This window comes from Pseudomonas sp. RT4P38 (assembly GCF_054897765.1).
On sequence record NZ_CM142703.1, the window covers coordinates 1632916 to 1653749 of the forward strand.

25 protein-coding genes are annotated in these 20834 nt (G+C 56.1%); 4 read left to right on the forward strand and 21 right to left on the reverse strand.

The window, feature by feature from the left end; all coding sequences use genetic code 11:
- Positions 1–5: 5 nt before the first annotated feature.
- The 10 genes from ACYZT7_RS07490 to ACYZT7_RS07535 form a co-directional block, all read right to left on the reverse strand.
- Positions 6–212 carry a hypothetical protein gene (locus ACYZT7_RS07490; protein WP_462040536.1) on the reverse strand — a complete coding sequence of 69 codons (207 nt, stop codon included), beginning with the start codon at positions 210–212 and terminating at the stop codon, positions 6–8.
- The gene (locus ACYZT7_RS07495; protein ID WP_462040537.1) at positions 209–697 is read right to left on the reverse strand and encodes a Gp37 family protein; all 489 of its coding nucleotides are present in this window, start codon (positions 695–697) and stop codon (positions 209–211) included. The genes ACYZT7_RS07490 and ACYZT7_RS07495 overlap by 4 nt, the downstream gene beginning before the upstream one ends.
- Positions 697–1128 (reverse strand): gp436 family protein, encoded by a 432-nt coding sequence (locus ACYZT7_RS07500; RefSeq protein WP_462040538.1) that lies wholly within the window; start codon positions 1126–1128, stop codon positions 697–699. Before ACYZT7_RS07500 ends, ACYZT7_RS07495 begins: the two co-directional genes overlap by 1 nt.
- A 3-nt stretch (positions 1129–1131) precedes the next feature.
- Positions 1132–2112, reverse strand: a complete 981-nt coding sequence (locus tag ACYZT7_RS07505) for a major capsid protein (RefSeq protein ID WP_462040539.1) — start codon at positions 2110–2112, stop codon at positions 1132–1134.
- A 13-nt stretch (positions 2113–2125) separates the two neighbouring features.
- Positions 2126–2494 carry a head decoration protein gene (locus ACYZT7_RS07510; RefSeq protein ID WP_462040540.1) on the reverse strand — a complete coding sequence of 123 codons (369 nt, stop codon included), beginning with the start codon at positions 2492–2494 and terminating at the stop codon, positions 2126–2128.
- A gap of 9 nt (positions 2495–2503) precedes the next feature.
- Entirely contained in the window at positions 2504–3520 is a 1017-nt protein-coding gene (locus ACYZT7_RS07515) for a phage protease (RefSeq protein ID WP_462040541.1), read from the reverse strand.
- Positions 3521–3915: 395 nt separating this feature from the next.
- The gene (locus ACYZT7_RS07520; RefSeq protein ID WP_462040542.1) at positions 3916–4617 is read right to left on the reverse strand and encodes a hypothetical protein; all 702 of its coding nucleotides are present in this window, start codon (positions 4615–4617) and stop codon (positions 3916–3918) included.
- A gap of 218 nt (positions 4618–4835) precedes the next feature.
- Entirely contained in the window at positions 4836–5642 is an 807-nt protein-coding gene (locus ACYZT7_RS07525; protein ID WP_462040543.1) for a Shedu anti-phage system protein SduA domain-containing protein, read from the reverse strand.
- Between the two features lie 166 nt (positions 5643–5808).
- A complete protein-coding gene (locus ACYZT7_RS07530) occupies positions 5809–6453 on the reverse strand; it encodes an HNH endonuclease (RefSeq protein WP_462040544.1) in 645 nt (214 codons plus the stop codon).
- 3 nt (positions 6454–6456) lie between these two features.
- Positions 6457–7857, reverse strand: a complete 1401-nt coding sequence (locus ACYZT7_RS07535) for an AAA family ATPase (protein WP_462040545.1) — start codon at positions 7855–7857, stop codon at positions 6457–6459.
- Positions 7858–8442: 585 nt separating this feature from the next.
- Between ACYZT7_RS07535 and ACYZT7_RS07540 the strand changes: the two genes are divergently transcribed.
- The 3 genes from ACYZT7_RS07540 (at position 8443) to ACYZT7_RS07550 (ending at position 10892) form a co-directional block, all read left to right on the forward strand.
- A complete protein-coding gene (locus ACYZT7_RS07540; protein WP_462040546.1) occupies positions 8443–8802 on the forward strand; it encodes a DUF6124 family protein in 360 nt (119 codons plus the stop codon).
- Positions 8803–9126: 324 nt separating this feature from the next.
- The gene (locus ACYZT7_RS07545) at positions 9127–10509 is read left to right on the forward strand and encodes a hypothetical protein (protein WP_462040547.1); all 1383 of its coding nucleotides are present in this window, start codon (positions 9127–9129) and stop codon (positions 10507–10509) included.
- Positions 10506–10892 carry a hypothetical protein gene (locus ACYZT7_RS07550; protein WP_462040548.1) on the forward strand — a complete coding sequence of 129 codons (387 nt, stop codon included), beginning with the start codon at positions 10506–10508 and terminating at the stop codon, positions 10890–10892. Before ACYZT7_RS07545 ends, ACYZT7_RS07550 begins: the two co-directional genes overlap by 4 nt.
- A 173-nt stretch (positions 10893–11065) precedes the next feature.
- Here the strand turns inward: ACYZT7_RS07550 and ACYZT7_RS07555 are convergent, their stop codons facing one another.
- A complete protein-coding gene (locus ACYZT7_RS07555) occupies positions 11066–11548 on the reverse strand; it encodes a phage virion morphogenesis protein (RefSeq protein WP_462040549.1) in 483 nt (160 codons plus the stop codon).
- Position 11549: 1 nt separating this feature from the next.
- Positions 11550–12092 carry a phage head morphogenesis protein gene (locus tag ACYZT7_RS07560; protein WP_462041759.1) on the reverse strand — a complete coding sequence of 181 codons (543 nt, stop codon included), beginning with the start codon at positions 12090–12092 and terminating at the stop codon, positions 11550–11552.
- 105 nt (positions 12093–12197) lie between these two features.
- On the opposite strand from ACYZT7_RS07560, the gene ACYZT7_RS07565 reads away from it, so the two are divergent.
- Positions 12198–13750 (forward strand): IS3 family transposase gene (locus tag ACYZT7_RS07565; protein ID WP_462037356.1). Its coding sequence is split into 2 segments (ribosomal slippage): positions 12198–12660 and positions 12660–13750, totalling 1554 coding nucleotides; the frame shifts between segments, so codons are not numbered across the junction.
- Here ACYZT7_RS07565 and ACYZT7_RS07570 read toward each other — a convergent pair.
- The 9 genes from ACYZT7_RS07570 to ACYZT7_RS07610 form a co-directional block, all read right to left on the reverse strand.
- Positions 13664–14062 (reverse strand): phage head morphogenesis protein, encoded by a 399-nt coding sequence (locus ACYZT7_RS07570; protein ID WP_462040550.1) that lies wholly within the window; start codon positions 14060–14062, stop codon positions 13664–13666. The genes ACYZT7_RS07565 and ACYZT7_RS07570 overlap by 87 nt on opposite strands.
- A 1-nt stretch (position 14063) precedes the next feature.
- Positions 14064–15485 carry a DUF935 domain-containing protein gene (locus tag ACYZT7_RS07575; protein ID WP_462040551.1) on the reverse strand — a complete coding sequence of 474 codons (1422 nt, stop codon included), beginning with the start codon at positions 15483–15485 and terminating at the stop codon, positions 14064–14066.
- Entirely contained in the window at positions 15482–17086 is a 1605-nt protein-coding gene (locus tag ACYZT7_RS07580) for a hypothetical protein (RefSeq protein ID WP_462040552.1), read from the reverse strand. The genes ACYZT7_RS07575 and ACYZT7_RS07580 overlap by 4 nt, the downstream gene beginning before the upstream one ends.
- Complete coding sequence (locus ACYZT7_RS07585; RefSeq protein WP_462040553.1) at positions 17083–17634, reverse strand: phage protein Gp27 family protein; 552 nt, start codon at positions 17632–17634, stop codon at positions 17083–17085. The genes ACYZT7_RS07580 and ACYZT7_RS07585 overlap by 4 nt, the downstream gene beginning before the upstream one ends.
- Before the next feature lie 2 nt (positions 17635–17636).
- Positions 17637–17930: a VpaChn25_0724 family phage protein gene (locus ACYZT7_RS07590; protein ID WP_462040554.1), complete on the reverse strand. Its 294-nt coding sequence runs from the start codon at positions 17928–17930 to the stop codon at positions 17637–17639.
- Entirely contained in the window at positions 17927–18232 is a 306-nt protein-coding gene (locus tag ACYZT7_RS07595) for a DUF2730 domain-containing protein (protein WP_462040555.1), read from the reverse strand. Before ACYZT7_RS07595 ends, ACYZT7_RS07590 begins: the two co-directional genes overlap by 4 nt.
- 25 nt (positions 18233–18257) lie before the next feature.
- Positions 18258–18476 carry a DUF7940 domain-containing protein gene (locus tag ACYZT7_RS07600; protein WP_462040556.1) on the reverse strand — a complete coding sequence of 73 codons (219 nt, stop codon included), beginning with the start codon at positions 18474–18476 and terminating at the stop codon, positions 18258–18260.
- The gene (locus tag ACYZT7_RS07605; RefSeq protein ID WP_462040557.1) at positions 18467–18892 is read right to left on the reverse strand and encodes a structural protein; all 426 of its coding nucleotides are present in this window, start codon (positions 18890–18892) and stop codon (positions 18467–18469) included. The genes ACYZT7_RS07600 and ACYZT7_RS07605 overlap by 10 nt, the downstream gene beginning before the upstream one ends.
- Positions 18893–19181: 289 nt before the next feature.
- Positions 19182–20734, reverse strand: a protein-coding gene (locus tag ACYZT7_RS07610) for an IS3 family transposase (RefSeq protein ID WP_462038968.1) whose coding sequence is annotated in 2 segments (ribosomal slippage) — positions 19182–20272 and positions 20272–20734 — 1554 coding nt in all. Because the reading frame shifts where the segments join, the coding sequence is not laid out codon by codon here.
- Positions 20735–20834 lie beyond the last annotated feature (100 nt).

Below are 20834 nucleotides of genomic sequence, written 5' to 3' on the forward strand. Positions count from 1 at the left end.
GGCGTTTATTCCTTCTCTGGTTTCTTTGGCTTGGCGTTGGGCGGTAGCGGTGTCAGGTGTTTGAGCGCCAATAGCACCACGGTGTATTCGTGGTCGGCCGGTAGTTCGACGGGCTTGCCTGGCATTAGCTGGACGTCTAGTTCGCCGGTGTCGCCCACCCTCAGCGAGGCGGCACTTTGTGGACCGGTGTAGCGATAACGGGTCAGGGTCATGGGTGTTCCTCGAAGGCAGCGTGTTTGAGCCGCGGCCCGTGGTCGGGGGGCATGGGTTGCAGTTGGGTGGCGCGGGTGGCGAAATCCTGGGCGTACTGCCACACGCCGTTGATGTGGCCGATGAACTGTTCGGACAGTGGACGACAGGCCTGGTCGGCGTTGGGCGGATACCAGCCGGTCAGGCAGGCGCGGATACGGTCGAGGTAGCTGACCACGCCGGTTGAGCCGTTGAGTTGTCGGAAGATCAGCGTGAGGCGCAGCACCACATTGCGGGCTTGGAATGTTGCGTCGGTGCTTTCGGAGCGGCCAAAAGTTGACTTGCCGTAGGCCAGCAAGACGGCACCGCGTGGGTGATTGAGGCGGTATTGAAGCGGGTTTTCGGGAAACAGCTCGACCATCAGCTCGTGGCCGAAGTCGTGTTGTAGCCGTGCGAGCATGGCGTCCATCAGTTGCTCGGTTTGGGTTTTGGCCAGAGCCTGTGTCATCAGTAGCGCCCCCAGGTCTCGGCGCTGAATTGTTGAGGGCGTGAGCGCACGCGGATCTCGCCCGGCTCTGGCGCGGCGTGGCCGGTGGGCAGACCTAAGGTGACGACGCCGTCGCGGATGTTTTCCAGCAATTTGAGGGTGTCTTTGCGACTGTCTTTTACGGCGTCGGGCAATGCGCCTTCGGGGCGGCGTTGATACAGCCAGTGCCGCGCCAGGTAGACCACGGCATCGCGCAGCATGGTGGGCACTGGATCGAGCGGCAGGTGGTAGCGCCCGCGCAGGTAGCCATCGACCAACTCTTCTGCGTGACGTACGCCGTCGTCGATCACGCTTTCGTTGGGCTGCGTGGCGGCCGGGTCGTCGTTGGAGAGCTGAATGAGCGTCATCTGCGGGATGGCGTGGCCGAGATCGGCGCGGGTGCAGTAGCGCATGGGTCAACCCGCCTTCAGCTCGACCAGCGCTTCGGGGAACAAGCACATGGCCAACGGGTTGGCCTGGGCTTCTAGGTCCCAGCCTTTGCCCATCTTGCGTGGCTCGGCTTTGCTGTAGAACGGCTGGCCCAGGGTGTTGACGGTTTCGTTGTAGTTGGCCGGGGCGTTGAACAGGCGGAACACACCGCGGGCCATGGGAAAGACCTGGGCGATGTCGGCCGGGATGAAGCGCTGGCCGCTGACGGTGACGTCGTATTCGATGAACTCGATGCCGCCGAAGGTGAAGCCGGTGCGCATGTCGCCGCCGAGCCGGTCTTGGGCTTCCTGGTAGTTGGCGAACGCGGCTTTGACCTTTTCGTGGTCGATGAGCGCGTCGAACCAGTCCGGCCCGCACAGGGCTCGAAAACCCGTGACCATCACGCCGCCGAGCTTGGATTCAGAATGGCGTTTGGCGTCGAGGCAGGCTTTGCGCACGTTGGTGCCCGCGGCGCTTAAGGGCACGGTCATTTTCTTTTGGCTGACTTCAAACTCCTTATAGAGGTCGAACATGGTTTCGCCGTCGGCATCGAGCAATTTGCCGCGCAAGGCGCCGACACGCTGAAACTCGCGGGTGGCTTCGATGCTGTTTTTGAGGTCTTGCAGGTGGTCGTTGATGACGGTGGCGATGGGCGCGGTGGCGCTTTCCTGGCCGAACGCGGCGATGCCTTGCAGCTGGCTGGGCAGCAGCGGCCGGTTGATGGGCAGGTGCAGGGTTTCGAAGGTGCGGCGTTTGCGTTTGTTGCCTTTGATGGGGGCCGGGTCGTCGTTGCGCGAGGTGTTGGGCACGAGCACCAGCCGGCCTTCGCGTTCATCGATGATGACACTGGTGCTGGTGACGCCTTTTTCGTCGAACAGCCCCATGGCGCCGACCTTGCCGGGGATGGCTGGGAGTTTGTTCACGGCGGCGGTGAGGTTGGCGACGCTGAACAGGTCTTGCAGGTTCATGGATGAGTCCTGATTAGAGGGTGGCGCGGGCGACGATGCCTAAGGCGTTGAGTTCGTCGAGGGCGGTGGTTTTTTGCGCTTCGGTGATGCCGGCGGGCCACGCGAGTTCGGCCAAGGCCAAGACGGCGCCGCGGGCGATGACGATGCCTGGCTGGTCGCTTGCGGTGGCGTCGATGGGTTCGGCCAGTACGGCGGCGGCCTTCTTTGCTGGGCCAGTTCCAGCTGCATCGAGTAGTTGGTATTTGCTGCCGACCTTGGCCAGCACTTGCCCTAGCGGGTAGTTGGTGCCTGCCACTAGCGTTGCTTTGGATCTGGTCCAGCCGGGGCTGACTTCGACTAGCAGCAAGTCGCCCAGGTCTTTGGGTTGGATGAATGTGGCCATGGGGACTTCCTATCGTTGGGCGCGGGCTTCGGCGTCGGCGAGTAATGGGTTGGTGGTTGAAGTGATGGTGTTGTCGGCGCGGGTTTTGGTGGCGACTTCGGTGAAGCTGACGGTGCCTGCCAGGTCGTTGAAGAGGGCTTTGAGGCCTTCACTCAAGGGTTGGCGGGCGTCGTCTTCGCCGAATTCCAGTGGCGTCTCATTGGACTCTGCGTAATCCAGTGCAGCGATGATTGCTGGCGCGTGCACGGGCTTCATGCCTGCCGCCACCAGCTTCTCGGCGTAGTCGACGCTGGCGGTGTGGATGGCGCTTTGCGCGGCCATACGAGCCGCGGTATCACGCTGGGCGATGTCTGCTTTCAGGCGTTTGTTTTCTGCTTCGAGGGCGGTGTCTTGCTCGGGCATGTGGGTGACCTGTGTGGTTTGGGTGGGTTCTGAGAAGGCAGTTTGCAGGGGCTGTTCTGGCTGGCGGGCGGTTTCGGCGAGGCTGTCGATGGCCCATGAGGGCGTGACCTGGTCGGCGGTGTCTTTGTTGAATTGGCCGATGAGCCATTCGCGGAAGCGGCGCCAGAGGTCGGCGCTGAGTTCGTGGCCGCGGTCGCTGAACTCGATGACGCCTTGTTCGTCGTCGGCGAGCTCGATGGGGCGTAGGCCTTTCACCGAAGGTGGCTGCGCGCCGAGGAAGCCGACGTGGCGCAGGTAGTACACGCCGGGCACGGGGTTGTTGGCGGCGTCTGGGTGGTAGAAGGACGCGGAGATTTTTTTGTAGCTGCCTTTGGCGATTTGCTCGGCGAAGGTGGCGTCGACTTGTTGGGGTTCGGCGATCAGGCCTTGGGCGGTGGCCGACAGGGACTTCACCCAGCCAGCGGCTGGGGCGTCGTGCTTGGGGTGACCGATGACCATGGGGGCTTCGTGGAGCGATGGGTTGTAGGCGGCTACGGTGGTGGTTAGGTCGGACTCGGTGAAGTTGAAGCTGGCGCCGCACATGGCGGTGTGGGTGCCAGGTTTGAAGATGTGGATGGGTTTCATGGTTGAGCGCTGCACTGGAGTAATGAGCAGAGCTTGGGCTTGAAGGTAGGCTTGGGCTTTTAATCGGGTTTAAAGGGTTTGGGTGGGAGTGCCAGGCGAGATTCGCGGCGGCTGTGATGGTTTTGATGAGCGAGACGAAATGGGAAGTGATGACGAGGAGAGCCAGTGCTGCGCTATGCGGCTGGCTGGCTTTATAAAGCATTTACGTTGTCTTCTTTGCTCATCCGTGAGCCGACGCGCAGCTTGCCCATTTCCGTGTCGTCTAAGCCGTCTGAGCGTAAGTCCGATCTCCTTTAGGTTACACAGACAGTGAATGAGACCGGCAGAGCATTCAAGGCCCCACCATTTTCAAATGAACTAGGCATTACTTTTGAGCGTTATTCCTTCCAAACTAGTCATTTATCCGATGAATGCATTGAGTTCAGAGTTCTTTCGACCAAATCTCCTAATTCAGCTCGTTGTCGGTCCATTTGCGCTGCATAGGCAACAACATCTGTTGTCAGTCCAAGCTCACCGCGCATCTCTATTTCTATCTGAATCAAAAGCTTTCCAAATGGCGCCAGCTCAGGATAAATTACATTACTGTACGCCTTGAGAAGATGATCCAACTCTTCCTGTTGATCTTTTCGGGTTTGCTCTTGCGCAGCGACTATCAACAAGTAGCTTTTGTGATCTTTCATTAATGCGTCTAGACGTAAGGTGTCAGGATTAGCACTTTCGCTGAGAATTTTTATCTCTGCGAACGTTTCTACTGCCTTCTTATTGAAAAAATCACGCTTCTCCTCAAATCCTAATAAATTAGTACGTGCATCTTGTATCGGTTGGACCTTCATCAGCAACCTCACAAAAAGTCTATTGCACTCTGCATCCAACTCAGTCACTAGGGATAAGGTGCTCGGCACCGCGACAAGCTTCAGCTTTGACAATATAGAATAAAAGCCGTGAAGTTCCTCTGATGGATTCGTCTCCGCCAAATTTATGTAGGGTAAATTGATAAGGTGCCTGATTGTTTTATGCGCTTCGTCCGCTGCGCGCAAATAAACCTCACGTCGAATACCTGTTATCCGTTCCTGTGATTTCTCGGCAGAGTCATGCATTAACTGCATCCTCAACCGCTTCGTGTTGCTCCTGTTAGATATTAATACACCACTCAAAGTCAGCCCGGAAGCTATGATTCCTGACCAAATCACATCAGGTATCGAATGTAACAAATCAACAGCCTGAACCATAACTTCTAAAATCATACTAGCCCCAAGTCGGGATAAATCGGGTCAGGATAAATCGGGTCAGGCCCCGATTTTGCCCGGCGTAACTCTTAACACCTATGACTCATTCTCCAATATTCCCTTTCGGATGGGAAAAGCAGGCTGCCCGGAAGTGAGTTTATATAATCAATAAATGGAATCCAGCGATCACGATTATAAGAACGGTGTTTTGCTAGAATTTCTAGGTTGTGCCCAACCATATGACTTAATGTTAGCCTAGGATCATCAACAATTTTGCGCCAGTCGGCATCTGTGTATGCAACGGCAAAAGGATTGGTGAACTGATTGTCTTCTTCGTAACTCGGCTTAATTATGTCCGAGGTATACGAATTGAAAGAGTGAAATTGCTTGTTGAGTAGATTGTCAGTAAACCAATCAAAAGACCGAATTTGAACGCCAGTTTTTTCGGACCACACATTCCTTCTTTCATTGAACTCATCAGACCTTCTTCCCATGATCACCATATAGCGAAAGTGGGTTTTGCCTGTCACTCTCAGCCTCTTAGAGGGGAACAGTCGTTGAACCTGATCGCGATTTTCTTCTAACCACGACTTCCAATCATTCGTTTGTTGAATTGCATGACTCAGGCGAGCCCTAGGATCACCAGCTTTTGTGAAAGCCGTATCATGCGGTGTTTCAATCTCAATCAACGTATAAATAAATCCCAAGCTTCTTTCGCTGTGAGCCATAACAAAATCCACCTCGTGGTCCGCTCCAAGCTTGAGACCTGACAAAATAATCTCATCATGTAAAGGCATAGATGGAAAGAACATCCCTGCGTGACGTTTTAGGAACGTCTGATATGCTAGCTCCAGTTGAGATTTGTCCGCTAAAAGATTTGTCCAGTCTGATAGCACGGCATCTAATACTGGCTTCCGGCAAGGAGTTCCCAAGGTGTATGAAATGTTTTGTCCATTGCTCTCGGCACTTAAATTTATTTAGATGATGAAAGTTTCTGCAGTATCGTCGCTCGGCAGGTGACCACGTCCCAAAAAAAATTCAATCGTGTTTTCGATTTAAATATTACCCTCCACGCAACTCTCTAATTCTCTCGAAGGCATTCCGCTTTTCTTGCGCTCCTCCGCTTGAATAACTTTCAAGTAGTTGGAATATACCGTAATCATCAAGCATTGATTGCGCGATGCCAAATTTCTGCGTAAATCTATTGAGGTTGCAAGCCCCTATCGTGAAGTGCCCCTTTGGAGTAAGGTCTATATAAATCTTGCCATTGATAGCGATATGCTCGCGATACACATCAATGGCAGGATGAATAATCAGAAATCTAGCAGAACTGGTCGGATAACGGCGGGGTAGATTCTGGACAGTATCAATCTCCTCGCCAATAAGAGCATTTTTTGCACCTTTAGCCTGGTTGCAGTCGGCACAAATCACACAAAGATTTTTTACTTCAAATATGAACGCTTCATGTTTTGATTTTGGGAGTATGTGCTCGACTTGGGCATTCGCGGCGGCTTGAAGAGATATAGGCTGCATGCAATACGCACAATGTCCATTTTGTTCTCTCCTGTAAAAATCTCGAATTCGAGATCTTAATGACATAAGAGTCTCATGACTCCAGTCGTGGTGTGTAAACCCCTCAAGTTTCTTCGCTCTGATTAACGCCAGCTCATCATTTTCGTATACAAAGTGATTTCTAATGAGAGGCATTATTTAACCCCTATCCATAAAGAATACGCATGTTTCAATTACGGATGTCAATAGCTCGTAATTAGGGTCTTCGGAGTCAAGTTTATTCAATATGCTTTCTAGCTTTTTCATTTCTGCTTGGTCTTTGAAGTCGACACCTTTATGCATTTTTACCTTTGAGAGAAGATTGAATGCTAATCGCGTAACATATTCATTCATTATTCCAGGGGCGTCGAACAGCTCGGCTAATTGATAATCTGCTGATCTGTGAAAGTACTCGGATGCTGAGTACATTTTGTTTTCGCCCATTATGGTAATGAAGCAGTTTTCAGCGGCAAGACGAGATACTATTTGTGGTGAGTGTGTTGCAATAATAAAATGGCATCCGTTATAGTCAGAAAAAACGGTCATCAGCAAGTTCATAAATTTTTCTTGCCATGAAGGGTGCAAACTGATTTCTGGCTCATCAATTAGTATTAGAGCGTTATCTTCTATTAGCCCTGCAATACCAAGCATGATAACTAGAAGGCATTGCTCGCCAGAGCTAGCACGTCTAAGTGATAATTCCTGAAACTCTTCTTTTTTGTTTTTTATTTTTCGAAGCTTTAAGTCAAGCAATCTCACTATTCCAGAATTGAGCAATGCTAGAACCGACTCAACCATTTCCTTGTCAAGGAACCCCTTGGAAAATCTATTTCGATAATCAAAATTCAGGCCGAATAATGCGTTTTTCTTTGTTTCCAAATGCCCCCACACATAGGTTAGAGATTTGGCAATTTCCTTTTTAACGGTCTGGCTCGACTTTATGTATGCCTCATAGGCCCGATCTTCGAGCAACTCTCTAAAAGCATCGTCGCTTGGGGCGCCTTGGTAATTGAACAAATCAATACCAGTCGTTTCATAGTCTAGAATATATTTTTTTGCTGATGGCTTTTGCGCTACTTCCAAGTGTGGCTTTATATTTAACTTAAAAATAAATGTGAGGTTTTTTTCAAGATGCAAAAGACTAAAAAGCTCTTCGAGATTATTTGTTCTGGTTGATTTTAGACATTTGTTTAAAAGGCCTTTGGCTGCGGACGATATAAGAGCCATGGCATTGTTTGAGTACGCCAGTGAGCCTTTCATGCCTACATAGTGATATCGGTTTTCCCATTGCTTTGTATTTGTTTTTGTAGTTTGGAATTTGTCGAAGGGGCTAGTTGAAATTGCGAGAATTTTTGAAGGTGTGAACCCATCATCAAAATAGAAAGCATCTTCCTCAAATATTTTTTTTGAATAGTTCTCTGCGATGTCTGATAAAAGCCGGCTCTTTCCTACACCGTTTTTTCCTATGAGTACGGAGAACGTGTTGGATTTTGAGCTTTTCCCTTTTTTGGATAGTGGTATGAAATTGCTTTCAAATGGAAATTCGTTAATCTGCCCCATACTGGATCTCGGATAGTTTATAGACGTCGGACGGTACTTTGGATAATGGCAGCCGTCGATCGAAAAAAATTTGAGTGATGAGCATCGTAGCTTTTATGGCTTGGATGGTAAATCTCAATAGTGGCTTTTGGCTACAGATACTTGCTACATTCGACCCTAATACGCTTTAGCGGCTCATATTTTTTGAGGCTTATGATCGCCCGTAGGACCCGAATGATCTGTCATTCAACATCATTCGACAGTCGTTGTTTAAAAGCGCTATAGGTTACTTCCTGAAAGCTACAAGACCTTGCGCCGTTGCCTACGGTTACGCCAGAATCCGCCGGCTTGTGCGCCTTGGGGTCACTCGGTAACTTGATTCGTGTCACTGCTCATCAGTGATCGGGTATAGCAGCCCGTGGATAACCTAAGACGTACGACGCTTCTATTCAGTCGGGCTTTGCGCCTGCATTTTGATGGTAGCTGTACGCAGGGCGCCTTTGGGCGCGCCGGCTTCTTAGGTTCCCCGGTCTGCTAACCTGCGTGCAGCTGCCACCCTCTTCGTTTAGCAGCAGGAGCGTTGGCACACCATTAGGAACCTGAGATATGTTCAAGGTCACACCCAACCCACCGGACACCGATCCGGTCTCCCCGTACGAACCCGATTCAAAAAAACTCAACGAAGCCGCCGAGCGAGCTCTCGATTACCACTTCCCGTCGATTGCCGACATCAAAGCCACCCCGCGAACACGCAGCACCCTGTTTTCCGTGGACCCAGAGGCCACGACCGAAACCCTGGCGGTTTATTTGGTCGAGACGCTGGCCTCGGTCGATGTGATGGTTCACCAGTTGGTGGATCATCTAGAGAGTGAATCGCGCTACGCCCTGCTGGGCATTTCAAACAGCATCATGGTGGCGGAGATCACGGCAAACCGATTGCTGGATCAAATTGATCCACCCGCGTAGGTGCAGTCTGCTGTGGTGAGTGGGTAACTGACGTTGGGCTGTGCAGTGGTCCCTTGTTGGGGGCCGCTGCGCGGCCCATCGGGAGCAAGCTCCCTCGCCACTGTTTACGCGGCGCTGGTTCTACTCTTGGTGAGCTGGGTAGCCGCTATAAAACTGGCATAGATGGTTGGGCTTCTATGCGACTTATTGTTCCCTGATTCTCTTGAGTAGCGAATAGCCAGTATTTTGGCTGATCGGTAGGACCGTTATCCTGCGCAGTTCGTCAATGGATTTGACGTGTTCAATGGTGTGTTTGAGCACGTCGTTTATTAAGGAGGATGGTTTATGTCACTGCGCCTTATCCGCAGGGAAGATCGCAAGCGTCTAGGTATTGCTTTTAACAAAATCGAATCGCCATTTTTCGCCACGTCCAAAGTGCAAAAAGCCCTTATGCAGTACGGCAGCATCACGGGAGTGGATGATTTGCTGCGTGCTCACGGACGTTCGCGGGGAAATCTTTCTAATGATGATCTGCGCCGAATGTTAGCCGCCGTAGAAAATGGCGAATGGCTGCTGGTCTCGAATGATCCTTTCGTTCCTTTGAGTGATGACATGTTCGGCAAGTATTCGCACATCACCGGAAAGGGATGGACTGCGGGCTCTTTGGGGTATCGCGCAGAGGAAACCACTAAACCTGCGTTGCCTGATGCCGAACCTATTGTAAAACCTCAACCACAAGAGCCTGGCTTTTACGTTGTGCCCAAGAGCACGACCCGTGAACAGCTTGAGGCTGCACTTTTTAGCGCCCGCAACCCGGCGGTGATCAGTAAATTTGAGTCGCTGAACCCGAACTTGAGCGACGTTAAAGCCGGCTCGATGATTGTGCTCAGTGACCCAAACAACCTGCAATGCACACGCGAAGAAGCGTTGTTGATGGAGGCTGCAGCGAAGACGAATGAGGCCCTTAAACCGCTGAGCGCGGATGAGGCTGACTTTATGGCGCGGCATCGGGACGAAATAGAGACGTTTCTGGCCACGGGCTCGACCGGTATCGGTATTGGTGAGTCGATATTTGCCAAGAGCCTGAGCACTGTGAAAACCACGTTGAGTGACATTGAAGCGCTGCATCAACGTACGTTCAAAAAGGATGGGCATTTGCGGTCCCCGGAGTTCTTTGCTGAGCGCAAAAAACTGATGGGCCAGCTCGATATTCAACTGACCTCTTTGACGCGAAAAGGTATCGGCTTCCCCGATCATCCGAACTTGAAAAGTGCGCTGGGAATTTCCAGTCGTAGCTTGGTGCATCGATGGACCAAGGCGGGTGCCCCAGAGCAAATACCGGGTTATGCCACGCATATTGAAGGCGTGGCCAAGGCGGCTAAATTCGTTAAGTACGGTGGATGGATGGGTACGGCTGTTGGCGGTGGGGCTTCTTATTTGAAGGTTCAAGAGGTGTGTGCTGCCGGCAATACCGAGGCTTGTGCCCGAATCAAATACACTGAGACTGGAAGTTTTACAGGTGGAGTCGCCGGTGGCGCGCTGGCCGGTGCGGTACTTACAGGCCCGGCGGTCGGAGCATTGTGTGTTGCGCTGGGCGTGCCAACGGGTGGGTTAGCGACCTTGGCTTGCGGCGTTATTGCCGTAGGTGCAGGTTCGTTAGCGGGTGGCGCAGTTTTCGGCGCCGCCGGTGAGAAACTAGGTGATGTGATTTATGAGACCAGTAAATGAGTACGTCTTATTTGGTTTTCGGGTATCTAGGTGGAGTGATGATTCTCGGCGCATTTGTTTGGATCAGTATTGCGCTGCACATGGCCTATACCAAAATGGATGAGCTTTTGGGTTTTCTGAAAAATTGTTCTGCCGTTATGGCTCGTGCCCCGTTAAGAAACGGTGGCCCCTGGGGGAAGCTCTTGTTGATTGGGGGGATCTCCGGGATCGTTACCTTTCCCGGTTTTTACCTCAAGAGAGGTGAACTGAGTGCTGACGATTTGGACCGTTTACCTGCGCCGTTCAAGCGAACATTTGCATGGATGCAGTGGAGTGCCATAGGGATCTTGAGTTTCGCATTGGCGCTCTGGGTCGTTGGTAAAATTGTGGGTTGGCATACGTAAATTATGCGGGTTTCGACCGGAAGTGATGACGAAATTGCTCATTGGATACTGGGGAACTGGTGGTAGGCGGTCTGTGCGGGATAGTGCTTGTTTGCATGTTCATCTGGATCTGGGTGGCGTTGTATATGGCCTTCACAAAAATGGACGTGAGGCTTGAACAAAATCTGGCGTACTCAAGTAGCCCCCCGAACGGCCTGTTTCAAATGCGTGAGGGCCAGATCAAGTATGGCCTCTTGCGCTTCTGGTTGTAGCGCCGCTGCCTTATCCATGGGCAGGTATGGCCGAGCCGGTATGTCGCCCCACAAGTGCGGGAAGTCTGCTTGATCACCACCGAACTGCATCATCGCGGCGTAGGGTTTGTTACTGCCAACCAGCGCCGAACTGTCTGTAGCGTGAGTGGTGATTGAGGCGGTCAGGCCGGCGGCGCTGACCTGCAGGATCTGGCCGGGCCAGTTGCCGTTTTTTGCTCGGCGCTCGGTGGTGGTGTCTGATAGGTCGGCCCAATCGGGACGGCCTTCTTTTTCAAAGTTTTCCTCGGTTTGCTGAGCCAGTTCGGCGGCTATGCCCTGCATCAAGGGTGCGAGGTCGCCGACGGCCCACTCTACTTCGCGCAAGGTGTTCTGGATGCGTTGGTGTTGCAATTCGATGGTGAACATTTCATGCCCCTTGAGCGGCGGTTGCCTGTTTGCGTTTTAGGGCGTTTGCCAAACCTGTGCCGGGCGCGTGATTGAAGCCTGGGTCGGTGCGAAATGTTATGGCCCGGCCTTGGGCGTCTTTGAGGCGAATGCCGGTGACTGTGGCGGTGCGGATTTCTCCGGGGTGTTTGTGGGTGCCTGTTTCTAACGTTGCCGTGAACATTTTGCCTTCGCTCCCTACGACGGTTAACCCGCGACGCTTTACGGCGGCTTCGCTCAAGGCGATGACGCGGCAGCGGCAGTTGAAGCCGTTGGGTGGGTAGATGGATGACCAGATGGGGTCGTCGTGGCGAAAGACCTGGCCGTGCATTGCACGGTGACTGGACCGGGTTTTGCCGTCGAGGATGGCGATATACATCCAGTACGGATGGGTTTCGGCGGTGGCTTCCATGCTGGCTTTGCGGCCGGCCATGTAGGCGCTTTGCAGGTTGGTTTGGTAGATGGTTTTTAACCTTCGTGCGCTGCCGAGTTGGACGAGTTCGCCTGTGCCCTCGCTGTCGACGATGACTTGTTTGCCCCACCAGCCTTGGGCTTGCCCCCGGTGTCAGGATAGTTGTCGCCTCTCCGAATTTTCCTGAAAAAGCATATCGGGGGCGGAAAGAGACTGGTCGTGCCGTACTATTCACCTGAACGCAAAGCCGCATTACTCAAGATGCTGCTTCCCCCGCTGAACCTGACGATGGCCGAGGTTTCCCGGCGTGAAGGGGTTAGCGAAATGTCTTTGTCCAACTGGCGCAAGAAGGTCAGTTCTGAAGGAAGCGCAGTGCCTGAAGACAAGCCACTCCCCGAGAACTGGTCTGCTGAAGCCCGGTTCGCTGTCGTCCTTGAAACCGCCGGTCTGTCGCAGCTCGAACTGGGTGAGTACTGCCGACGAAAAGGTCTGTACCCCGAACACGTCAGCGCCTGGCGCCAAGCCTGTATCACGGGGCAGCAGAGTGTTCAGAACCAACAAAAGGTCGACCGCGAACAATCTCGCAAGGACAAGAAACGTATTCAGCAACTTGAGCGCGAACTGCTGCGTAAAGACAAGGCGCTGGCCGAAACCGCCGCGTTGTTGGTGCTGCGAAAAAAGCTCAACGATTACTGGGGGATCGACAACGAGGACACCTGACCTCTTTGCCGGAACGGCAGTTGTTGGTGGCTTGGTTGATCGAAGCCATCGAGGCCGGTGCTCGAAAAATCAGAGCGTGCCAAGAGGTGGGGCTGTCGCTCAGAACCTTGCAGCGATGGACGCAGAGTGAGGATCTTCAAGCCGATGCCCGCACAACCACCGTGCGGCCCACGCCGCGTAATGCGTTGAGCGAGATCGAACGACAAGCGATCGTGACGCTGTGTAACAGCCCTGCGTATGCCCATTTGCCGCCGAGTCAGATCGTACCGAGGCTGGCTGACGAGGGGCGTTATCTGGCGTCGGAAGCGACGTTTTATCGCATCCTGCGTGCAGCCGGTCAGCAACATCATCGGGGCCGTAGCCAGCGACCCAGACGGCATGCGGCACCGACGACGCATGTCGCCAAAGCGCCCAATCAGGTGTGGTCGTGGGACATCACGTATTTGCCGTCGCCGATACGCGGCAAGTACTACTACCTGTATTTGATCGAAGATATTTACAGCCGCAAGGCCGTGGGCTGGGAAGTTTACGAAGAAGAAAGCGGCGAAAAAGCGGCTGCGCTGCTGCAACGCAGCGTGATCGGCGAGCAGTGTTTACACGAGCCGCTGGTGCTGCACTCGGACAATGGTGCGCCGATGAAATCGCTGACGCTGTTGAGCAAGATGTACGACCTGGGTATCACGCCGTCCCGTGGCCGACCGCGAGTGAGCAACGACAATCCGTACTCGGAGTCGCTGTTTAGAACGCTGAAATATTGCCCGCAATGGCCGCAGGAGGGTTTTGCCAGCTTGGACGCCGCACGCGCGTGGGTGAGAGATTTTATGCGTTGGTACAACAACGAGCACCGGCATAGCCGGATCCGCTTCGTGACACCGACGGAGCGGCATCGAGGGCTGGACCAGCAGATCCTGGCGCGGCGGCATGAACTGTACCAGCGAGCGCGCAAGAAAAGCCCGGAACGTTGGTCAGGCCAGACGCGGAACTGGGAGCCGATAGGAGCGGTGATGCTGAATCCGGATCGGGAGCAGCAGGACGAGAAAAGAGCGGCATAGTTGAACGGTTGACGCGACAACTACCTTGAAAAACGCCGCTTGGAGGATGGGTTGCAGGTGGGCGGTGAATTGCTTGAGGGTTTGGCCTTGTTGCAGGGCCGCTTCCAATGCGGCGCGAATGTCGGAGAGCAGGTCCAGGCGCATGGCTTTGGCCACGGTGAAGGCTTGGTCGTGGGCCTGGTCGAGCATGTCTTGCCAGTGCCAGGTGATGGCGTAGCCCTTGTGTTTTAAGTAGGCAATGGCGTTGGCGGGTTCGAGGCCGAAGATGGCTTTGAGGTCGGTGGGGTTTAGGCGTTTCGCGGGGGTGGACATGTCAGTCTTCCCGATCGGCGTTGGCGCTGAGACGGCCCCAGGTGTCGGCCATGAACATCAGGTTGGCGAGCGGTTGTTCAGGTGCCTGACCGTCTGGGTGTGGGAAGGCTTCGGTTAATGCGCCGAGGGCGTCTGCAGGCAGGCTGTCGATGGCCTGGTCGAGTGCGATTTGATCCAGTAGCGGCCGTAGGGTTGGCTCGGCGAATTCGGCTGAGTCGGTAGTGGCTGGCGCTTGCTGGAGGTCGCCGTCTTGCAGGTTGTAGGTGCGCTGCCAGTAGGCGTTGGTGAATTTGACGCCCGAATCGGTCAGGGCCTTGTCGCGCTGGGCCAGGCTTTTGTCGATTTCTTCTTGTTGCCACAGCGCGTAGAGCGGTGCGACGACGTCGGTGCCGAAGTTGATATCCACGACTTGGCGAATGCAGGCGTTGAGCGCGGTGGCGACGATGGCGGCGTCGCCGTCGCGAATGTCTTTGGTGACTTCGGCACCCGCGGTGGCGCTGGCGTGGTTGCTGTCTTTTTCGGTGGTCTGGTTTTGCCCGAGCATGGCGACGTTGATTTCGCTGCGGCAGTACTCCAGTAGTTGGCGGTAGACCTCGGCGCTGCCGGCTTTGCCGGCGGCTTCGATGATTTGCACGCTGGCGTCGTCGGGTATGGCGGCGACGGCGTCTTGCACCATGGCTTCGAGGCTGTTGAGCAGCAGTTCTGTTTCACCGTCGGTGGCGCCGCGCGGGTGTTTGCCGATGACCCACGGGCTGCCGTACTTTTCGGTGAATTGCACCCAGAACTTCAGGCCGCCTTTCATGAAGGTGGCCGGCCAGAAGCACATGCTCAGGTCGGGAAAGCCGTAGGGGTTGGCGTAGGTGGCGTCTTGGCGGGCGACGATGAAGCGTTGCGGGTTGCACAGCTCACCGTCCGGCCCCGCGTCTTTGGCGCGAAAACGCAGTGCGTTGTCTTTGTCGTAGAAGAACCATTCAGCCGGTTTGCCGAGCAGGTCTTCCGGCACCTGGTGCAGGCCGATGGGTTGCCACATGAGTTCAATGGGCTGATAGCCGAATAACGGGGCGTCGAGCACCTCGCGAATGATGCGGTCCAGGTCGAGGTCGGTGAGCCAGTCGCTGATGAAGCGCTCGACGTTGAGGGGCGCCTCTCCGCGTTTGAGGCCGCGTTCCAGGGACAGTACCGCGGCCTTGCGGCGGCGGATGTTGCCGCCGACCAGGGCGGAACTGCGCAGGTCGCGGTAGACGGTGATGTCTTTGCCTTGGGCTTTGAGGATGGGGTCTGGGTTGGGCAAGTGGGCGCCGTTGACGCCGCCGGTTTCGGCGCGGCCCCGGGTGGCGATGTGGTGCTTGAGTGAGGGGCTGCGTTTGGCTTCTGCGAAGCTGATGAATTCGGTGGGGCTGACCCACAGGCCGTTGGTGTTCATGCGTACCCCTGGGTGATGTGTGGGCCTTGGCGTGGGCGGCGGGATTTGACGTTGACCGGACCGCTGGCGACTTCGAGCGTGGCGAAGTTGGCGAGTGCACCCGCGCCGGCGAAGTCACCGTGACGGTAGAGGTCCGGGTCTTTGAGGTCTTGTTTACGGGCTTTGACGATCATGGGGATGCCGTCGACGGTTTCGATGGCGCGGATGTCTTGGTGCAGGGAGTCGTCTTTGGGCAGCGTGAGGGTGGCGTCTTCGAACAGTTGCACGAATTTTGGCATCCAGGCGCCGTACCAGGCGCGGGTGATTTTCACTTGCTGGATGCGGTTGTGGCCGAACTCGTCGGCGGTGTCTTCGGCGAGTGTTTCGCCACTGCCGGTGGCGTCCAGCGCGGCGCCGACAAAACGCGGCAGTCGGCGCAGGATGTAAAACAGGATCTGCTGCTGTTGCCGGGTGGGCACTTTGTGCATTTCGACCACGAACGGCACATCGCGATGCCGCGCCTGGTCGACGGACATGGGGCAGATGATGGAGAAGTCACGGTGACGTGCGTAGTCCATGCCGAGGAAGTGGCGAAGCTCGGGGTTGAGCGGTTGTAGCAATAGCGCCAGGTAGCGCTCGATCCAGTCGTTGACGTAGGCCTCGCGCCGATAGACCGGCTGTTGGGTGAAATCGTCGTCCAGCGCCAGGCGCAGCACGGTGCGACCGGGGCGCATGGCTTCATCGATCCAGACGCCTGGGATGCAAACGCCGTTGCCGTCGCGCGGGATGGCGTCGAGTTCTTCGCGCATTTGCGCTTTGCGCGGGCCGTAGGCGTTGCGGATTTGTTTGTACCAGGCTTCCTTGCCTTCTGGCGTGGCGACCTTCGCGGCCATGAAGCACACCCGTTCATACAAGCCGTTGGCGACGGCGTCGTCGAAGGTGGCGCGGAAGACCTGGGCGCTGCCGCCGTAGCGCTGGTCGCGGATGTCGCTGACCATTTGGTTGAAGGCGTTGGCCTTGCCGTTGTGGGTGCTGATGATGACGATGCGGCCACCCCAGATGAGCAGCGCGGTGGCGGCATCGAGTACGGCGGAGACGTCGCGGTGGAAGGCGGCCTCGTCGATGATGACTTTGCCTTGCAGGCCGCGCACGCCCGCCGGGTTGCTGGACAGTGCGACGATTTTGAAGCCTGAGGCGTAGCGGATGCGGTAGGCGTTTATCTGGCGGGTGTTGCCGGCGTCGTCCTGGTCTTGGAAGAGGAATTCTTCGATTTGGCTGACGCCCGAGGCTTGGGCTTCGGCGATCACGCGGCTGAATTTAGCGCAGTAGCCGATGAATTCCAGGCCCTTTTCTTTGGTGTCGCCGATGTAGAAGCAGTCCATGCCGCCGGCGATTTTTTGCGAGGCGGCGGTGATGACTGAGTCCAGTGCTTCGGCGAAGGTGATGCCGGTGCGGCGTCCTTTTTCACAGAGTTTGATGTGCGCGTCGATGGCCAGCCAATCGGACTGGTGGGCCATGAGGATGCCGTCGAGCAGTGGGTTGTAGCCCTCGGGGATCTGGCGGACGCTGGGTGGCAGTTCGTCCCATTCGATGACGCGCAGTGTGCTGGATGAGGGTTTCATGGTTTGACGCCGAGGAACTTTTGGCGCCAGAACAGGGCCTGGTCTTCGGTCATGCCTTGGGTTTTGACAGCGTTGTCGAGTTCGGTGGCTTGCTCTTGGAGCAGGCGTTCGCGGGTGGCCTTTTCGATGGCCTGGCGCTCTTTGACGCTGAGGGTTCGCGCTTCCATGGTGGCTTTGGCGGCGCGGGCCAAGGCGGAGACTTCGGCGATGGTGACGTCGTCTTTTTCGTGGGCACCCATGGCGGCCTGGTAGGTCAGGGTTGAGATGGCTTCAACCAGCAGGACGCCGGTTTTGTCTGAGGCGTCTTCGCCAAAGGCGCCGACGAAGGCTTCGGCCATTTCGCGTTGCTGGCGGGCTTTGTCGATGAGTTCGTCGAAGCCCACTTTGAAGCGGCCCAAGGCGCTGCGGCTGGGGGCTTTTTCGTTGGGGAAGCGCCCTTGGATGTCGGCGAGCATGTCGTCGAGGGTCAGGCGGTCTTCGCGCAAGAGCTTTTGGATGTAGGCCTTGACCATGGGCGGCAGACGGTTGATGGAGGATTTGCCGGCCATGGTCAGGCCCCCGGCCGTTTGATGCCGGGCACGCGGGCGCGGCCTGCGGCGATGTCTTGGCCGCGTTCGGTGAGGGTGGCGACGAGCACCGGGCCCATGTCGGCGAGGGTCATGGCGCCTTGTTCGGCGAGCCACTGCAGTTCGGTTTTGACTTGGTCACGGCTGGCGGTGTGGCCGAAGTTGTCGAGGGCGGTGTTGAGGACGGAGCTGTTGGCCCGGTAGCCGGGCATTTCTACCAGCAGCCGCAGGATGACCAGGCGCATGTCCTGGCGCAGGAAGTCGGCGTAGTGGGTCATGTTTTTTCTCGCAGCAGGTAGTCGTTGATGCGGTCGAGCGATCGGGCTAATGGGCCGAGGGCCTCTTTGACCCCGGACAGCTCGGCGCGTACGGCTTTCATGTCGCCCAACAGGTCGGTGACGGCGGTTGGGTCTGGCAGGTGCCGGATGTGCTCTTCGAGGGCAACGATGCGGGTGCGCAGTTCGAGCAGTTCCTGGGCGCTGGCGGCCTGGCGTTTGGTCATGAAGGTGTAGACGCCCAGTACGGTGAGGATCAGCCACTGCACTGTCTGGAAACCGAAGTTGAGGTCGTTCAGGTTCATTCAACACCTGCGGTGGGTATGCGGTTTAGCGCAAGGCTGGTTGGTCGGGGCCTTGTTTGATCAGGCGTGCGACGAACAGGAGGATGGCCAGCGCGCTGTTGAGGGCGGCGTAGGCGTTGGGTGACAGTTGGGGCTGCCAGAGGGGTAAGAGTTCCAGTTGGGCGAGCGCGACCAGGGCGATGACCAGGCCGATCTGGATGCTGTAGAGCCTGTAGCTGCGCCGCCAGTTGTAGATCAGTGGCATGTGGGCGCCTCCATCGATTGGCCGTGGGTGATGCCGCGTTCGATGCCGGCCAGTGACAGGCCTTCGGCGATGACGGTGTCGCCGTACCAGCGGCCACCTGGTAACGGGCCCGCGCCGTTTTCGTGGCGGATGATGACGGTGACCAGGGCGCGCATGACGTCGAAGTCGTAGACGTCGACGCTGTCGACATCGGGGTCCAGACCCAAGGCGCGGGCCACGCTGATGACGTAGGCGTCGGTGTTGTTTTCGGAGGGCGGTGCCCAGCGCTCGACGATTTCGCGCACGGTATCGATGCGGGTGCCGTTGGCGGCGAGGCGTTTGTCTTGGTAGGTGATGAGGACCCGGCCCATGGCGCGGATGCCCCAGCGGGGGTTTAGGTATTGGACGAATTGGTTGTCGGTTTGGGTGGGGGCCATGCCTTGCCAGCGGACGGCTTTGGCGTGGCGGATGTTGCCGGGGTTGTAGTTGCGGATGCCGCGGGGGTGTTCGGGTCGCATGGGGGGTCGCCTCCAGTCAGGGCGCCCCGGGATGTGAGGCGCTAGAAATGCACACGCCGCTATGGTGGACGGCGTGGGCTGGAGGGGCTTTTAATCGGGTTTAAGGAGTGGGCTCTGGTTCCTTTTTACGCTTCGGGTTTTGGATACTGCTCTCGCAGAAATCAAAAACCCGGCGTTTTTCAAGGTAGTTGTCGCGTCAACCGTTCAACTATGCCGCTCTTTTCTCGTACTGCTGCTCCCGATCCGGATTCAGCATCACCGCTCCTATCGGCTCCCAGTTCCGCGTCTGGCCTGACCAACGTTCCGGGCTTTTCTTGCGCGCTCGCTGGTACAGTTCATGCCGCCGCGCCAGGATCTGCTGGTCCAGCCCTCGATGCCGCTCCGTCGGTGTCACGAAGCGGATCCGGCTATGCCGGTGCTCGTTGTTGTACCAACGCATAAAATCTCTCACCCACGCGCGTGCGGCGTCCAAGCTGGCAAAACCCTCCTGCGGCCATTGCGGGCAATATTTCAGCGTTCTAAACAGCGACTCCGAGTACGGATTGTCGTTGCTCACTCGCGGTCGGCCACGGGACGGCGTGATACCCAGGTCGTACATCTTGCTCAACAGCGTCAGCGATTTCATCGGCGCACCATTGTCCGAGTGCAGCACCAGCGGCTCGTGTAAACACTGCTCGCCGATCACGCTGCGTTGCAGCAGCGCAGCGGCTTTTTCGCCGCTTTCCTCTTCGTAAACTTCCCAGCCCACGGCCTTGCGGCTGTAAATATCTTCGATCAAATACAGGTAGTAGTACTTGCCGCGTATCGGCGACGGCAAATACGTGATGTCCCACGACCACACCTGATTGGGCGCTTTGGCGACATGCGTCGTCGGTGCCGCATGCCGTCTGGGTCGCTGGCTACGGCCCCGATGATGTTGCTGACCGGCTGCACGCAGGATGCGATAAAACGTCGCTTCCGACGCCAGATAACGCCCCTCGTCAGCCAGCCTCGGTACGATCTGACTCGGCGGCAAATGGGCATACGCAGGGCTGTTACACAGCGTCACGATCGCTTGTCGTTCGAGCTCGCTCAACGCATTACGCGGCGTGGGCCGCACGGTGGTTGTGCGGGCATCGGCTTGAAGATCCTCACTCTGCGTCCATCGCTGCAAGGTTCTGAGCGACAGCCCCACCTCTTGGCACGCTCTGATTTTTCGAGCACCGGCCTCGATGGCTTCGATCAACCAAGCCACCAACAACTGCCGTTCCGGCAAAGAGGTCAGGTGTCCTCGTTGTCGATCCCCCAGTAATCGTTGAGCTTTTTTCGCAGCACCAACAACGCGGCGGTTTCGGCCAGCGCCTTGTCTTTACGCAGCAGTTCGCGCTCAAGTTGCTGAATACGTTTCTTGTCCTTGCGAGATTGTTCGCGGTCGACCTTTTGTTGGTTCTGAACACTCTGCTGCCCCGTGATACAGGCTTGGCGCCAGGCGCTGACGTGTTCGGGGTACAGACCTTTTCGTCGGCAGTACTCACCCAGTTCGAGCTGCGACAGACCGGCGGTTTCAAGGACGACAGCGAACCGGGCTTCAGCAGACCAGTTCTCGGGGAGTGGCTTGTCTTCAGGCACTGCGCTTCCTTCAGAACTGACCTTCTTGCGCCAGTTGGACAAAGACATTTCGCTAACCCCTTCACGCCGGGAAACCTCGGCCATCGTCAGGTTCAGCGGGGGAAGCAGCATCTTGAGTAATGCGGCTTTGCGTTCAGGTGAATAGTACGGCACGACCAGTCTCTTTCCGCCCCCGATATGCTTTTTCAGGAAAATTCGGAGAGGCGACAACTATCCTGACACCGGGGGCTTTGGTGAGGAGGCGCTGGATTCG

What these genes read in the sequence shown, in the direction of transcription:
- ACYZT7_RS07490 (WP_462040536.1), bottom strand. Translation starts at nt 212, where the DNA reads ATGACCCTGACCCGTTATCGCTACACCGGTCCACAAAGTGCCGCCTCG.
- ACYZT7_RS07495 (WP_462040537.1), bottom strand. Translation starts at nt 697, where the DNA reads ATGACACAGGCTCTGGCCAAAACCCAAACCGAGCAACTGATGGACGCC.
- ACYZT7_RS07500 (WP_462040538.1), bottom strand. Translation starts at nt 1,128, where the DNA reads ATGCGCTACTGCACCCGCGCCGATCTCGGCCACGCCATCCCGCAGATG.
- ACYZT7_RS07505 (WP_462040539.1), bottom strand. Translation starts at nt 2,112, where the DNA reads ATGAACCTGCAAGACCTGTTCAGCGTCGCCAACCTCACCGCCGCCGTG.
- ACYZT7_RS07510 (WP_462040540.1), bottom strand. Translation starts at nt 2,494, where the DNA reads ATGGCCACATTCATCCAACCCAAAGACCTGGGCGACTTGCTGCTAGTC.
- ACYZT7_RS07515 (WP_462040541.1), bottom strand. Translation starts at nt 3,520, where the DNA reads ATGAAACCCATCCACATCTTCAAACCTGGCACCCACACCGCCATGTGC.
- ACYZT7_RS07520 (WP_462040542.1), bottom strand. Translation starts at nt 4,617, where the DNA reads ATGCATGACTCTGCCGAGAAATCACAGGAACGGATAACAGGTATTCGA.
- ACYZT7_RS07530 (WP_462040544.1), bottom strand. Translation starts at nt 6,453, where the DNA reads ATGCCTCTCATTAGAAATCACTTTGTATACGAAAATGATGAGCTGGCG.
- ACYZT7_RS07535 (WP_462040545.1), bottom strand. Translation starts at nt 7,857, where the DNA reads ATGGGGCAGATTAACGAATTTCCATTTGAAAGCAATTTCATACCACTA.
- ACYZT7_RS07540 (WP_462040546.1), top strand. Translation starts at nt 8,443, where the DNA reads ATGTTCAAGGTCACACCCAACCCACCGGACACCGATCCGGTCTCCCCG.
- ACYZT7_RS07545 (WP_462040547.1), top strand. Translation starts at nt 9,127, where the DNA reads ATGTCACTGCGCCTTATCCGCAGGGAAGATCGCAAGCGTCTAGGTATT.
- ACYZT7_RS07550 (WP_462040548.1), top strand. Translation starts at nt 10,506, where the DNA reads ATGAGTACGTCTTATTTGGTTTTCGGGTATCTAGGTGGAGTGATGATT.
- ACYZT7_RS07555 (WP_462040549.1), bottom strand. Translation starts at nt 11,548, where the DNA reads ATGTTCACCATCGAATTGCAACACCAACGCATCCAGAACACCTTGCGC.
- ACYZT7_RS07570 (WP_462040550.1), bottom strand. Translation starts at nt 14,062, where the DNA reads ATGTCCACCCCCGCGAAACGCCTAAACCCCACCGACCTCAAAGCCATC.
- ACYZT7_RS07575 (WP_462040551.1), bottom strand. Translation starts at nt 15,485, where the DNA reads ATGAACACCAACGGCCTGTGGGTCAGCCCCACCGAATTCATCAGCTTC.
- ACYZT7_RS07580 (WP_462040552.1), bottom strand. Translation starts at nt 17,086, where the DNA reads ATGAAACCCTCATCCAGCACACTGCGCGTCATCGAATGGGACGAACTG.
- ACYZT7_RS07585 (WP_462040553.1), bottom strand. Translation starts at nt 17,634, where the DNA reads ATGGCCGGCAAATCCTCCATCAACCGTCTGCCGCCCATGGTCAAGGCC.
- ACYZT7_RS07590 (WP_462040554.1), bottom strand. Translation starts at nt 17,930, where the DNA reads ATGACCCACTACGCCGACTTCCTGCGCCAGGACATGCGCCTGGTCATC.
- ACYZT7_RS07595 (WP_462040555.1), bottom strand. Translation starts at nt 18,232, where the DNA reads ATGAACCTGAACGACCTCAACTTCGGTTTCCAGACAGTGCAGTGGCTG.
- ACYZT7_RS07600 (WP_462040556.1), bottom strand. Translation starts at nt 18,476, where the DNA reads ATGCCACTGATCTACAACTGGCGGCGCAGCTACAGGCTCTACAGCATC.
- ACYZT7_RS07605 (WP_462040557.1), bottom strand. Translation starts at nt 18,892, where the DNA reads ATGGCCCCCACCCAAACCGACAACCAATTCGTCCAATACCTAAACCCC.